The sequence below is a fragment of the Streptomyces sp. BK340 genome, assembly GCF_007827595.1.
Lineage (GTDB): Bacteria > Actinomycetota > Actinomycetes > Streptomycetales > Streptomycetaceae > Streptomyces.
The window spans coordinates 646245-660189 of record NZ_VISR01000001.1 but is presented as its reverse complement, the minus strand read 5'-3'; the positions used below and the strand labels follow the sequence as shown (position 1 = coordinate 660189).

12 protein-coding genes are annotated in these 13945 nt (G+C 71.7%); 8 read left to right on the top strand and 4 right to left on the bottom strand.

Going from position 1 to position 13945, the window contains the following annotated elements; translation table 11 throughout:
- Positions 1-7: 7 nt before the first annotated feature.
- Entirely contained in the window at positions 8-799 is a 792-nt protein-coding gene (locus FB157_RS03090) for a hypothetical protein (protein WP_261386133.1), read from the top strand.
- A gap of 13 nt (positions 800-812) precedes the next feature.
- Here the strand turns inward: FB157_RS03090 and FB157_RS03085 are convergent, their stop codons facing one another.
- Positions 813-1424, bottom strand: a complete 612-nt coding sequence (locus FB157_RS03085) for a response regulator transcription factor (protein ID WP_145875606.1) — start codon at positions 1422-1424, stop codon at positions 813-815.
- 222 nt (positions 1425-1646) lie between these two features.
- Here FB157_RS03085 and FB157_RS03080 point away from each other — a divergent pair, with 222 nt between their 5' ends.
- Complete coding sequence (locus tag FB157_RS03080) at positions 1647-3215, top strand: alpha-L-arabinofuranosidase B (RefSeq protein ID WP_145875604.1); 1569 nt, start codon at positions 1647-1649, stop codon at positions 3213-3215.
- On the opposite strand, the gene FB157_RS03075 is transcribed toward FB157_RS03080, so the two are convergent.
- The gene (locus tag FB157_RS03075) at positions 3193-4470 is read right to left on the bottom strand and encodes a sensor histidine kinase (RefSeq protein ID WP_186581312.1); all 1278 of its coding nucleotides are present in this window, start codon (positions 4468-4470) and stop codon (positions 3193-3195) included. The two genes, FB157_RS03080 and FB157_RS03075, sit on opposite strands and share 23 nt — an antisense overlap.
- Before the next feature lie 313 nt (positions 4471-4783).
- Between FB157_RS03075 and FB157_RS03070 the strand changes: the two genes are divergently transcribed.
- The 3 genes from FB157_RS03070 to FB157_RS03060 are packed head-to-tail and all read left to right on the top strand — an operon-like array spanning position 4784 to position 7714.
- A complete protein-coding gene (locus FB157_RS03070; protein WP_145875602.1) occupies positions 4784-5659 on the top strand; it encodes a MaoC/PaaZ C-terminal domain-containing protein in 876 nt (291 codons plus the stop codon).
- Between the two features lie 24 nt (positions 5660-5683).
- Positions 5684-6760 (top strand): Zn-dependent alcohol dehydrogenase, encoded by a 1077-nt coding sequence (locus tag FB157_RS03065; RefSeq protein ID WP_145875600.1) that lies wholly within the window; start codon positions 5684-5686, stop codon positions 6758-6760.
- A gap of 12 nt (positions 6761-6772) precedes the next feature.
- On the top strand, positions 6773-7714 hold the full coding sequence (locus FB157_RS03060) for a 3-oxoacyl-ACP reductase (protein WP_145875599.1): 942 nt from the start codon (positions 6773-6775) through the stop codon (positions 7712-7714).
- Positions 7715-8250: 536 nt separating this feature from the next.
- Here FB157_RS03060 and FB157_RS03055 read toward each other — a convergent pair.
- Both FB157_RS03055 and FB157_RS03045 read right to left on the bottom strand, forming a co-directional pair.
- Positions 8251-9921, bottom strand: coding sequence for an arylsulfotransferase family protein (locus FB157_RS03055; RefSeq protein WP_145875597.1), 1671 nt, complete (start codon positions 9919-9921; stop codon positions 8251-8253).
- Between the two features lie 431 nt (positions 9922-10352).
- Positions 10353-11522 (bottom strand): hypothetical protein, encoded by a 1170-nt coding sequence (locus FB157_RS03045; RefSeq protein ID WP_186581311.1) that lies wholly within the window; start codon positions 11520-11522, stop codon positions 10353-10355.
- Positions 11523-11709: 187 nt separating this feature from the next.
- Between FB157_RS03045 and FB157_RS03040 the strand changes: the two genes are divergently transcribed.
- The 3 genes from FB157_RS03040 to FB157_RS03030 all read left to right on the top strand — a co-directional run.
- On the top strand, positions 11710-12549 hold the full coding sequence (locus FB157_RS03040) for a Nif3-like dinuclear metal center hexameric protein (RefSeq protein WP_145875593.1): 840 nt from the start codon (positions 11710-11712) through the stop codon (positions 12547-12549).
- A gap of 14 nt (positions 12550-12563) precedes the next feature.
- On the top strand, positions 12564-13307 hold the full coding sequence (locus FB157_RS03035; RefSeq protein WP_145875591.1) for a zinc ribbon domain-containing protein: 744 nt from the start codon (positions 12564-12566) through the stop codon (positions 13305-13307).
- Positions 13308-13319: 12 nt separating this feature from the next.
- A partial coding sequence (locus FB157_RS03030) for a reverse transcriptase-like protein (RefSeq protein ID WP_145875753.1) occupies positions 13320-13945 on the top strand: 626 nt, incomplete at its 3' end.

Below are 13945 nucleotides of genomic sequence, written 5' to 3'. Positions count from 1 at the left end.
CCACGACATGAGCCAGACGGACATCGCCCTCCTCCTCGCGGACGCCGCGGACGAGGTCGAGATCGGTACAGCCCCGGTGCAGGCGGTCATCCGCGGCGGCCGGCGACGCAGAGCACGGCGCTGGGCGATGGCTTCGGCCACGGCGCTGGTGGTGGCCGGGACGACGGGCGCCCTCGCGGTGACGGGGCTGCCGGGCGCCGGCCCGGCCGACCGGCAGGCGCATGTGGCGAAGCCCCCGGCGTCGGCGGAGGCCCGGCACGTCTACGAGCCGCAGCGGACCGAGCTGGCGCGGGGCGTCTACAAGGGCAGGGAATGGCACGTCGTCGTCCAGGTGTGGGGGGCGCCGCGCAACAAGGACGAGGCGGCCCGGCAGTTCGAGGCCATGGCCGGGCTGGGCATCCAGCCGGCGGACGCTCGCAAGCCCGCCGACCTGATCGGCAAGATCTCGTACTTCGCGACCCGGGGCTGGGGCGAGAACCGGCCGCAGCAGGTGATGTTCAACTCGGTCGAGAAGTTCGAGCGCTTCTCGGGCACGGACCTCACGGCCGCCGCGACCCGGCTGGGGTATGGCGGCGAGAGCTCCGGCCGGCTGGTGATCGGCATCGTCGCCAAGACCGCCCGGCAGGTCACCTGCCACTGGAAGGACGGCACGACGGCCGTGGCCGAGCCGGCCGACGGCTTCTCCGCCCACGACACGGGGTCGGCGATCCGCGTGATCGACGGCTTCCAGGGAGCCAACTGGTTCGTGTGCACGGCGCCGGCGGGGACGTCCTACGGGTCGGCGGAGGTGACGAAGTAGCACCGCCGGAGGCTCACAGCCACCCCTGCTGCCGGGCCTCCCGCACCGCCTCCGCCCGGTTCCGCGTGCCGGTCTTACCGATCGCGGACGACAGGTAGTTGCGGACCGTGGACTCGGACAGATGGAGCCGGCCGGCGATGTCGGTGACCGTCGCCCCGTCCGCCGAGGCCTTGAGCACATCGCACTCCCGGGCGGTCAGCGGATTGGGCCCGGCGCTGAGCGCGGCCGCGGCCAGCGCCGGATCGACCACGGTCTCCCCGGTGAGCACGCGCCGGATCGCCTGGGCCAGCTCCTCCACCGGCCCGTCCTTGACCAGGAATCCGGCCGCTCCGGCCTCCATGGCCCGGCGCAGATAGCCGGGCCGGCCGAAGGTGGTCAGGATCAGCACCCGGCAGTCCGGCGCCTGCTCGCGCAGCTCGGCGGCCGCGTCCAGGCCGCTGATGCCCGGGAGTTCGATGTCCAGCAGAGCCACGTCCGGCCGGTGCAGCAGCGCGGCCGCCACGATCGCGTCACCGGTCGCGACCTGGGCGACCACCTCGATGTCGTCCTCCATGCCGAGCAACAGGGCGAGCGCACCGCGCATCATGCCCTGGTCCTCGGCGAGGAGGACCCGGATGTTCTTCACGGTCCCAGCGTAGCCAAGAACGGGAAATCAAAGACTCGTCATGGTTCGAGTCCGCAGGGGTTGACGGTCCACGGGAACGCGCAAACAATCGCCTCTGCATTTCCGGTAATTGTTCGGTATTTCGACGTCGGATTGGTTCGGTATTTCGGTCGAACGACGTTCGGTATACCGATCAACTCGGCGTCCCCCGCACCGCCCTACGAGGAACCGAATGAGGTGCACGTGCTCCCCACACTCCTGCGCTCATGTCCGCCACGGCTCGGAAAAGCCGCCCTGTCCGTGCTGGCGGCCTTCGCGACCGTCGCCGCGCTCGTCGTCGGCGTGGGCGCCCCGCAGGCCGCCGCCGCGAGTTCGCTGCCGTGTGACGTCTACGCGGCCGCGGGCACGCCCTGCGTCGCCGCCCACAGCCTGGTCCGGGCGCTGTACTCGTCGTACGGCGGCTCGCTCTACCGGGTGAAGCGGGCCTCCGACGGCGCCACCGCGAACATCGGCCTGCTGGCCGCCGGCGGTTACGCCGACGCGGCCGCCCAGGACTCGTTCTGCTCCGGCACGACCTGCATCGTCACCGAGATCTACGACCAGTCCGCGCGCCACAACGACCTCACCGTCGAGGGCGCGGGCGGGGCGGGTGCCGCCGACGTCGGAGCGCCGGCGGACGCCCTGCCGGTGACCGTCGGCGGTCACCAGGTCTACGGCCTGGAGATCTCCGCCGGCATGGGCTACCGCGACAACTCCACCTCGGGCGTGGCCGTGAACGGGCAGGCCGAGGGGATGTACATGGTGACCTCCGGCACCCACGTCAACGGCCGCTGCTGCTTCGACTACGGCAACGCCGAGACGAACAACCTGGACACCGGCAACGGCCACATGGACGCCATCAACTTCGGCACCGAGTGCTGGTTCTCGCCCTGCTACGGGCAGGGGCCGTGGGTGCAGGCCGACCTGGAGAACGGGCTGTTCCAGTCCGACGCCGGGTACAGCAGGAACACCTCCGACACCGGCACCGGACCGCTGCCGTTCGTGACCGCGCTGCTGAAGAACAACGGGCAGAACCATTTCGCGCTGAAATACGGCAATGCGCAGTCCGGCGGACTCACCACGACCTATTCCGGCGGTGAGCCGACCGGCGGCGGCTACTCACCGATGCATCAGGAGGGCGCGATCGTCCTCGGCACCGGCGGCGACAACAGCAACGGCTCCATCGGGTCCTTCTTCGAGGGCGTGATGACCTCCGGCATCCCGACCGACGCCGCCGACGACGCCGTCCAGTCCGACATCGTCTCCGCCGGCTACGGCGGCCCGACCGGCAGCAGCGGCACGCTGGCCGCCGGCTCGGAGATCTCACTGCGTGCGACGACCTCCTGCTGCACCACCGACTACGTCCGCCACCAGAACGACGCGGCCGTCATCTCCCCGGTCACGTCGGGCAGTTCGTCCCTCGACAGGAGCGACGCGACCTGGATCGTGCGCCGGGGGCTCGCCGGCAGTTCCTGTGTCTCCTTCGAGTCGCGGAACTACCCGGGCGACTTCCTGCGCCACTACAACTACCGGCTCTACCGGCAGCCCATGGACGGCACCAGTCAGTTCCGGGCCGACGCCACCTTCTGCCCGCAGACCGGCAAGAGCGGCACGGGCACCTCGTTCGCCTCGTACAACTACCCGACGAGATACCTGCGCCACTACAACCTCAACGTCTACGCGGCGAGCAACGGCGGCTCCAACGCCTGGGACAGCAGCACCTCGTGGAGCGACGACGTCAGCTGGGCGGTCAGCTCGCCCTGGGCGCCGTAGCCGCTGCCACGGCGGTCGGTTCCGTCGGCTCCACCGGGAGTTCGGCGGTGACCGTGAAGCCGCCGCGCGGCGACGGGCCGGCCCTGAGGGAGCCGCCCGCCGCCGCGAGGCGCTCGGTCAGGCCCGTCAGGCCGGTGCCGCCGATGCCCTCCGCGGGACGCGTGACCGTCTTGCCGGTGCCGTTGTCGGTCACGGTGAGCCGGGCCTGCTCGGTCGTGCTCTCGATGGTGATCTCGCAGCGGCCGGCGTCGCTGTGCCGGACCACGTTGGTGACCGCCTCGCGCACCACCCAGCCGAGCAGGGCCTCGGTCTGCGGGGCCAGCGGCGTCCCGGACTGGCGCACCACGGGCTCCACGCTGGACGCGGACAGCGCCGAGCGGGCCCGGGTCAGCTCGGTGGCCAGGCTGCCCTCGCGGTAGCCGGTCACCGCCTCGCGGATCTCGGTGAGCGCCTGCCGGCTCACCGACTCGATGTCACCGATCTGCGTGAGCGCCGCGTCCATGTCGCGTGGGGCCAGCCGCCGGGCGGCCTCCGACTTCACCACGATCACCGACAGGGTGTGGCCGAGCAGGTCGTGCAGATCGCGGGAGAAGCGCAGCCGCTCCTTCTCCACGGCCCGCCGGGCCAGCTCCTCCCGGGCGGCGCGCAGCTCCCGCACGGCCTCGGACAGGCCGAGGATCGCGGCGGTCACCATGCTCGACAGGAAGGTGGCGTAGCCGATGTTCGTCGCGTCCCCCCAGCCGTCCCGGACGCCGGAGACGGCTCCCGCGTACACCGAGAGCAGCACGCCGGTGCGGCCCAGCCAGGGGCCGCGCAGGGTGGCGCCGGTCGCGAGGCCCAGCAGCGGGAAGAACATCAGCCAGCTGCCGCCGTATCCGACGGCCAGGCCCGTGGTCAGCAGGGCCATCAGCCCCAGCGCCACCCGGGTGGAGACCGCCTCGCGCTTCTCCCGGTGGAAGGAGCGGAAGGTGACGTAGATGTAGAGCGAGTTGAAGGCGAGCAGCCCCAGGCCGCCGACCCACGGGTTCGGGGTCCTGCCCTGCAGCAGGTTGGAGAACGACCCCATCCCCATCAGCAGCCAGGGCAGCAGCGCGAAGCCGGTGGGCGGCGGGCCCGGATGGTCGACGTCCGCGGCGTTCCCGCTCTTCCGGGCGGCCCGCTGCGCCACCTTGAACCGCTCCATGTCCGCCTGCCACCGGGCCCGTGCCTCCCGTACGGCCCGGATACGGCCTCTCGCCCGCGTCCACCACGACATCTCTTCGTCCCCCGATCAGATGGTCCCCGCCCCGCGGCGGTAGCACGATGATCGCATCGGGGCCGGGCCCCTGCCTCTACGACGATAGGAACCCGGACCCGGCCCCGGCAGATGCGGATGTCCGCACTCGGGCAGTACAAATGTCACTGCCCGATCACCTGACACGGCGTCAGGAGCCTTCACAAGTGGTGACCGCTGGGCTATACAAGGGGCGCCGGACTGGAACGCGTTCTAGATCCGCCCGTGGACGACCTCGGTGCGGCCGACGGTGCGGACGTCCGCACCGAGGTCTTGAGACCCCGTCAGGAGCCCCATGCCCATCGACGCAGCCTTGGCCCTCGCCGCCGAACCCCGGACCGGTGAGATCACCTGGACCACCAAGGACGTCCAGCTCTACCACCTCGGCATCGGCGCCGGCGCGAACCCGGACAAGGACAGCCCCGCCACCGACCCCGACGAGCTGCGCTACACCCTGGAGTCCCGGCTGCACGTGCTGCCGAGTTTCGCCACCGTCGCCGGCGCCGGCTCGCCCGGGGTGATCAGCGGCCTGTCCATGCCCGGCGTCGACGTCGACCTGGCCCGGGTCCTGCACGGCGGCCAGGCCCTGCGGATCCACCGGCCCCTGCCGGCCCAGGGCACCGCCACCGCCACCGGCCGCATCGCCGCCGTGTACGACAAGGGCAAGGCCGCCGTCCTCGTCATGCGCACCGAGGCCGCCGACGCCGAGGGCCCGCTGTGGACCAACGACGCCCAGATCTTCGTACGCGGAGAAGGCGGCTGGGGCGGCGACCGCGGCCCCTCGACCCGACTCGAGCCGCCCACCGGTGAACCCGACCGGACCGTCGAGCGCCCGGTCCGCGCCGACCAGGCCCTGCTCTACCGTCTCTCCGGCGACTACAACCCCCTGCACGCCGACCCCGAGTTCGCCAAACTCGCCGGGTTCGACCGGCCCATCCTGCACGGGCTGTGCACCTACGGCATCACGCTCAAGGCGGTCGTGGACACGCTGCTCGGCGGCGACGTGACCCGGGTGCGCGAGTACACCACGCGGTTCGCCGGGGTCGTGTACCCGGGCGAGACCCTGCGCATCCGGATGTGGCGCGAGCAGGGCCGGGTGAGGGTCGCCGTCGGCGCCGTCGAGCGGGAGGACGCGCCCGTCCTGGCCGACACCATCGTTCAGCACTCCTGAAGAGCCTCCGAGGGGAGCCGCACCATGCGCGCAGCCGTACTGCACGAGATCGGCCAGGAAAAGCTGGAGATCCTCGACGACATCGAGGCGGTGGGCTTCGGCCCCGGCAAGGTGAGGGTCCGGGTGCGGGCCACGGGGCTGTGCCACTCGGACCTGTCCGCGATGAACGGGGTGCTGCCCCAGCCGGCCCCGTTCGTGCCCGGTCACGAGGGCGCGGGCGAGATCCTCGAAGTCGGCGAGCAGGTGACCCGTCTGAAGCCCGGCGACCGGGTCGTCATCTGCTGGCTGCCCGCCTGCGGCGCCTGTCCCGCCTGCAGGCGCGGCCAGACCGAGCTGTGCCTGGCCGGGTTCATGAACGCGGGCACCCCCAACTTCAGGCGTCCCGGCGGTGACGTCTTCGGCTTCGCGGGCACCGGCACCTTCGCCGAGGAGGTCGTCGTGGACGCGGGCTGCGCGGTGCCGATCCCGGAGGACGTGCCGTTCGACATCGCCGCCCTCATCGGCTGCGGGGTGACGACCGGACTCGGCGCCGCCCTCAACACCGCCGACGTGGAGGCCGGTTCGTCGGTCGCCGTCATCGGCTGCGGCGGCGTCGGCATCTCCGCGGTACAGGGGGCGCGGCTCAAGGGCGCCGCCGAGATAGTCGCCGTGGACCCGGTCGCCTCCCGGCGCGAGTCCGCGCTGAAGTTCGGTGCCACGAAGGCCGTTTCACCGGAGGAGCTGGCCGGTGCCAAGCAGCAGGTCACCGGCGGCGAGGGCTTCGACTACGTCTTCGAGGTCGTCGGCAGGTCCGCCACCGCCCGCACCGCGTACGAGAACACCCGGCGCGGCGGCACCCTCGTCGTGGTCGGCGCCGGCGCCATGGACGACTTCCTCCAGCTCAACATGTTCGAGCTGTTCTTCGACGAGAAGCGCATCCTGCCGTCCATGTACGGCGGCGGGGACGTCCTCAGCTCCTACGAGCGCACCATCGCCCTGTGGCGGGCGGGCCGCGTCGACCTGGCCGGCCTGATCACCCACCGGGTGCCGCTGGCGGAGATCAACGAGGCCCTGGACCAGATGCGTACCGGGACGGCCCTGCGTACGTGCATCGAGATCTGAGGACGGACCGGAATGCCACTGCCACTTGAGGGACTGTCCGCCGTCGTCACCGGCGCCGGGCGCGGTCTCGGCCGGGCCGAGGCGCTCGAACTCGCCCGGCTCGGCGCGGCCGTCGTCGTCAACGACCACGGCCGGCCGGGCCGCGACGGCTCCGGCCAGGCCTCGGCCGGGCCCGCCGAGGACGTCGCCGCCGAGATACGCGCGAGCGGCGGCCGGGCGGTCGCGCACACCGGGGACGTCGCCGACTTCCAGCAGGCCCGGGAACTCGTCGGCCTGGCCGTCGCCGAGTTCGGCAGGCTGGACATCCTCGTCAACAACGCGGGCATCCTGCGCGACCGCATGATCTTCTCCATGACCGAGGACGAGTGGGACTCGGTGATCCGCGTCCACCTCAAGGGACACTTCAACACCACTCACTTCGCCGCCGCGCACTGGCGGGACCGCGCCAAGGCGGCGGGGGCCCAGGTGTACGGGCGGATCGTGAACACCTCCTCGGAGGCGTTCCTGGCCGGCTCCGCCGGACAGCCCAACTACGCTGCGGCGAAGGGCGGGATCGTCGGTCTGACCACCTCCACCGCCCTCGCCCTCGCCAAGTACGGCGTCACGGCCAACGTGATCTGCCCGCGCGCCCGGACCCGGATGACCGCGGACGTCTTCGAGGGCTTCCAGGAGCCGGACGAGGGCAGCCTCGACCCGCTCGCCCCCGAGCACGTCGCCCCGCTCGTCGGCTACCTGGCCTCACCCGCCGCCGCCCGGGTCAACGGGCAGCTGCTCGTCGTCCACGGCGGCATGGTCGCCGTGGTGGACCGGCCGCGGGTGCAGGCGAAGTTCGACAGCAAGCAGGAGACGTTCACCCACGACGAGCTGGACGCGCTGCTCACCCCGCACTACGCGCAGCGGCCGCCGCGGGAGACGTTCGCCGCGGCCGAGGTGCTGGGTCTCAGGCGCGGCTGAGGACCGGACCCCGAGCGGGGCCGAACGAGACGGGAGAACGAGAGAGGGGGTGCCCGCCGGTCAGCGGGCACCCCCTCTTTCTCATCTACCGTCAGGCGGCCGCCTCGGCGGTCTCCTGGGCCGGCTTACGGTGACGCCCACGCGGCGCCGTCTCTCCGTCCTGGGCCGCGATCGGGCCCCGGTGTCGGCCGTGTCCGGCCGCGTCCTGAGAGTCGGCAGACAGCGGTTGAGTCGTGCTGGTGTCGCTCATCGGAAGAATTCACCCCGTCAACAAGATCTCTTACAGCGCGGCGAGTTTAACCGGCACACCACGGGCCGAATCCAGGCGGGCACGCCGACCGGTGCTACTTCGTTACAAGTCGGCCTAGAAGGGCGGTCGTCGCCGAGCAGGCTCGCCGTCCTCCGAAGCCCCTCGTGCACCTCGCGCCGCCGCTTCACCTCTGTGTTGCCGATCTCGTCCTCGAAGGACCGAGCGGGGCGCGCTGCGTGGAACGGGGAGCCGGTGAACCTCGGCTCGCTCGCCCATGGGCGGGCTTTCAGCGGGTCAGGGTCACGACGCCTGAGGACTTGAGGACGTGCCCCTCTTCATCCAACGCCTTGACCTGGAAGTACGGTCCTGGATCGGCCGTCGGGACCGCCGTCTCGAACCCGGTCCGTTCGGCGTGCCGCGCGACCACCGACAGGGAATCGGGGTCTGGTCCCGCGAGCACCTGCCACGCTCTGGTCTGCGTCGAACCGTTCCAGGAGGCGTAGACGACACTGTGCCCGCCGACGGTCTTCGCCGCCGCCCTCGGCGGATAGTAGGGCTCGCCCACCCACTTGTTCCGGAAGGCCCGGTACGAGATGTTCGAACCCGGCATCTTCGCGTCGTAGAGCAGGTTCTTCGAGCCGTTGCCCTCCGTGTTTCCCGCGTGGGTGTATTCCGAGTAGTACGAACTCTGGCCCCATCCGATGAACTCGTTACCGTTGGCAAGGGCCTGGGTGTTCCCTTGGGATGCCGAGAACAGCGGTGGCTGGTGATAGTAGGTCCGCGCGGCGGTCGCGGTGTGGTTGTCGAAGTCCAGGTCCAGGATCAGGCCGTGGGACTCCTGTTCCGGTGAGCCGCCGGGCTGGTTGCAGCAGCCGTCGTCGAACAGGCTGATCCGGTTTCCCTGCCGGAATCGCGCGTCGTGCTGCCAGTAGAATTTCGCGTCGGGTCCGAAGGCGAAGTCGCTCTTCTTGCCGCCGAGTTGCCACCGGATCTTTTTCGTCTTCCCGGAGATGTCGTAGATCGCCCAGAAGTTCCGGACCGAGATCAACAGCTCACCCCCGGAACCCTCGTCGACCGAGTTCAGGTGGTAGGCGTCCCATACCCCGCCTGACGTCGCCGCGTCGGAGGCCGGCACCTCGGAATCGGCGGGGTCCAGGTGGTCCAGCAGGTCCCATGAGAAGACGAGCTTCCTTGTTTTCAGGTCGACTTCCTGGATCTCGCTGTCCAGGATGGCACCGTCCTTCGGACCCCCGTAGCGGCGGAGATCCATGGGGACCGGCTTGGTCGCGATGAACAGTGCGGTCCCCCTGCGGGTCAGGAGGAATTCGTGCTCGTCCGCGTTGAAGCCGTGCTGGGCGGAGACCGTGGTGATCAGGCCGTAGTGATTGTCGTAGATGTAGTAGCACCCGCCCGGTTCGGGAGCGCCGCCCGGCAGGTTCGTGTACGTGGGCGGAATGGCGATGGATCCCTGCCACCAGGTCAGCACCGGCTGAGCTTTGCCGCTCTCGGGATGGTGATAGGTCTGAACCTTGAAGTCGGCGTTCTGGAGGTCGGGGGAGGACAGGGGGCGGTACCAGACCGGATCGCCGGAGTTGTCGGAGATCAGTGCCCCCGTCTGACCGACCACGGGGGCGCCGATGGCATAGGGGCCGACGAAGATCTTGCCGGGCGCCGTTCCGGGCTTGTGCGCAGTCACCGTGACCTTCTGGGGGTGAAGCTCCGGCGCGGAGACGAAGCTCCACACGTCGCTGCCCGAAGTGATCGGCGGCGGGGTGGTCGCACTGCCGGTCGGGGGAGCGGGCTTCGTCGCGCACAGCCGCGGCCGGTCCGGTCGGGGACCGGCCGCGGCGGGGGGCGAGCAGATGGCGAAGGCCAACCCCGCGGCCAGCACGCAGGCCCCTGTGGTGCGGCTCAGCCGTCTTCTCTCCCGGCGAGCCCCCGGTCGTCTCTCCGCCATGTCCCGTCTCCTCGCGCCCCTTGCACCTTTGTCAGAATTGCGGGAGCTGTCGCCCTCTGGTGAAGGTAGGTGCCACCGTCGGCCCGCGCCTCTTGTAGGCCCGGTGCGGTGAGCCATTCGGACGCGGTGGCCGCGTGCGCACTGCCCCACGTGGGCGGGGCCGGGGCCACCAGCCCGTCGCTGCCGGTCGCGCAGATGACGGCGTTCCTGGACCGATGATCTTCGGCCTGTTCCGGCTCCTCGGCCACCAGTTCGGCCCGCGCCTCGCGGACGCAGGGCACACTCTGCTGTACCGCTCCGAGAACCGCTCCACGTCCGAGCGCACCAACCCCACCCTTGGGGCACTCACCTCATCCACGCGCCACAGTGACCAGCCGGTTCAGCCCGGGTGCCACATCATGCGACGCCGAACTGCGCTCTCCGCGCGGTTCCTACTCGCCCCCGAGGGGCGCCTGTTGCAGGGGTACCGGACGGACCGTCACCGGTCCCGGAGGATCCGGTTCCGCCGCCTCCCGGAGCGCCTCGGGCACCCCGGCAGCCGTGCCGTTCCGGACCGGATCCCCCGGGCCCGCGTCCCCCCTGGGCGCCGTCAGCTCCGCCACGCCGCACCGGACCTCCCCCGTGGCGTACGGCAGCCGCAGCACCCCGTCCTGTGTCCATGACCCGGACCCCGTCAACCACCCCTCGGGCCCGGCGAGATGGCACACCTGCCGCTCGGCCGGCCGCCAGACACCGACCCAGCTGCCCACCGGCCCCTCGACGCACAGCGCCACCGCGCAGCTCTCCGGCGTCAGCACCTGCCCCGGCTGGATCGCGAACGGCGTCACCGCACAGTCCTGGAGCCGCAGGCACTCCGGGAAGCGCACCGGCAGCGTGCTGCCCATGACCCCCCAGCCCAATCGTTCCTGCCCGGGGGAGGGCGCGTCCGAGGAGATCAGCACCAGCCCGCTGTCCGGGTCGGCGAGCAGCAACCGGTCGTCGCTGCCCTCCGTGATCTGCAGCAGGGGCGAGATCTCGCCGCCGCGCTCCAGGTCGACGACGACCGTCTTGGTGCGCCCGCCGAGCTCCCGGTCCAGCGCGAGCATCCGCCCGCCACGGTCCAGCCAGACCCCGCCCGAGCAGCGCCCCGGCACCTCCGCCAGCCGCTCGGGCCCGAAGGCGCCGCCCGCCACCAGCCACACCGCGCTGGAGCGCGGCCCGACCGCGAGGGCGTAAGCGCGCGCCCCGCCCGGCGCCGGCGGCAGCAGCCGGAGCCGGGTGCCCGGCTCCGGGCACTCCACCGCGCCCAGCGGCAGCTCGCCGGTGCCGGGACCGGCCGGGTACAGCAGCGAGAAGGTGTGCCGGCGCTCCACCAGCCGCTGGATCAGCACCCGTCCGTCCGCCATCGGCTGCACCTGGGTGCCGGGCTCCTCCGGCTGGTTGCCGGGCAGCGGCACCGCGTACGGCTCCGGGCCGTCCAGGGTCCAGCGCTCCGGGAACCAGCAGTCGCCGTCCAGCGCGAGGCGGGCGGCGTACGCGCCGTCCGCCGTGATGGCGCACCGCGTCCCCGGCACACCGTCGTCCTCGGCGGTGGAGGGGGTTTCGATCGCACAGGCAGTCATCGTTCGGTCACCTCCGGCGACGAAGCTAGTTTTCGTACGCGCAGGCGTGGCACCACCCGGCCCCGGCTTCACACATACGGGTGGCGCAGAAGCGATTCCTCTGAGGAGACCGGGGCGTTTGTGCTGAGCGGGACCAGCGGGAGCGGATGCGGTACAGCCCGGCAGAACAGCCAGGTAGCCTTTCCCCGTGCCCCGTCTGTCTGAAGTCATCGCCGCGCTGGAGAACCTGTGGCCCGCCGAGCGGGCCGAGTCCTGGGACGCGGTCGGCACGGTCGTGGGCGACCCCGACCAGGAGGTCGGCCGGGTCCTGTTCGCCGTCGACCCGGTGCAGGACATCGTCGACGAGGCGGTGCAGCTGGGCGCCGACCTGCTCGTCACCCACCACCCGCTCTACCTGCGCGGTACGACCACGGTCGCGGCCTCGCACTTCAAGGGCCGGGCCGTGCACACGCTGATCAAGAACGACATCGCGCTGCACGTCGCCCACACCAACGCCGACACCGCCGACCCGGGCGTCTCGGACGCCCTCGCCGGCGCGCTCGACCTCCGTGTCGTACGGCCCCTCGTGCCGGACCCGACCGACCCCGAGGGCCGCCGGGGCCTGGGCCGCGTCTGCGAGCTCGACCACCCGCTGACCGTGCGCGAGCTGGCCGCCCGCGCCGCCGAGCGGCTGCCCGCCACCGCCCAGGGCATCCGGGTGGCCGGCGACCCCGAGGCCGTCGTCCGCACGGTCGCCGTCAGCGGCGGCTCCGGCGACAGCCTCTTCGACCAGGTCCGCGCGGCCGGCGTCGACGCCTTCCTCACCTCCGACCTGCGCCACCACCCCGTCTCCGAGGCGGTGGCACAAAGTCCCCTCGCGCTGCTCGACGCGGCGCACTGGGCCACCGAGTGGCCCTGGTGCGAGCTGGCCGCAGCCCAGCTCGACGAGATCTCCGACCGCCACGGCTGGGACCTGCGCGTCCACGTGTCCAAGACGGTCACCGACCCCTGGACCGCCCACGCGGCGTCCAACGTCACCACTAGTTAACCGGGAGCCCCCAACTGAACGCCGCGCCCGCCGACCAGATCCGACTCCTCGACGTCCAGGCCCTCGACGTCCGCCTGCAGCAGCTGGCACACAAGCGGAGGTCGCTGCCCGAGCACGCCGAGATCGAGTCGCTGAACAAGGACCTGACGCAGATCCGCGACCTGCTGGTGGCCGCGCAGACCGAGGAGAGCGACTGCGCCCGCGAGCAGACCAAGGCCGAGCAGGACGTGGACCAGGTGCGCCAGCGCGCCGCCCGCGACCAGCAGCGCCTGGACTCCGGCGCCGTCACCTCGCCGAAGGACCTGTCCAACCTCCAGCACGAGATCACCTCCCTCGCCAAGCGCCAGGGCGACCTGGAGGACGTCGTCCTCGAGGTCATGGAGCGCCGTGAGGCCGCGCAGGAGCGGGTGACCGAGCTGACCGAGCGGGTCGGCTCCGTGCAGTCGCGGATCGACGACGCGAGCGCCCGCCGGGGCTCGGCCTTCGAGGAGATCGACGGCGAGGCCGCCTCGGTGACCAAGGAGCGCGAGGTCATCGCCGCCTCCGTCCCCGCGGACCTGCTCAAGCTGTACGACAAGCTGCGCGAGCAGCAGGGCGGCATCGGCGCGGCCAAGCTGTACGCCCGCACCTGCCAGGGCTGCCGCCAGGAGCTGGCCATCACCGAGCTGAACGAGATCCGTTCGGCGGCGCCGGACACGGTGGTCCGCTGCGAGAACTGCCGCCGCATCCTGGTGCGTACGGCCGAGTCGGGTCTGTAAGGGGCCGGGGCGGTGCGGGAGTTCATCGTCGAGGCCGACGGCGGGTCGCGGGGCAACCCGGGGCCCGCGGGCTACGGATCCGTGGTGATCGACGCGGCGACGGGGGAGGCCCTGGCGGAGACCGCGGAGTACATCGGCATCGCCACGAACAACGTGGCCGAGTACCGGGGCCTGCTGGCGGGCCTGCGCGCCGCGTACGACCTCGACCCCACCGCCCGGATCCACGTCCGCATGGACTCCAAGCTCGTCATCGAGCAGATGTCGGGCCGCTGGAAGATCAAGCACCCCTCCATGAAGCCCCTGGCGGCGGAGGCGGGCCGGATCTTCCCCGCGGACCAGCTCACCTACGAGTGGATCCCCCGGGAGCAGAACAAGCACGCCGACCGTCTGGCCAACGAGGCCATGGACGCGGGAGCCAAGGGGGGCCAGTGGTCCCCGTCCGGCTCCAGGGCGGCGCTGGACACCCCGCGCGCCGTACCCGAGCCGTCGGGGCCGCCCGGGGACGCGGCGGCGGGCGCGGCGAAGGCACGGGCGGCACTGGCGGACGCCCAGGCATCCGCCGTAGCTGCGGGCAGTCGTGCCGCTGGGGCGGCACCCGTCCCGAAGAAAGGCGCACCTCACAGCGAGCAGCGCCCCAC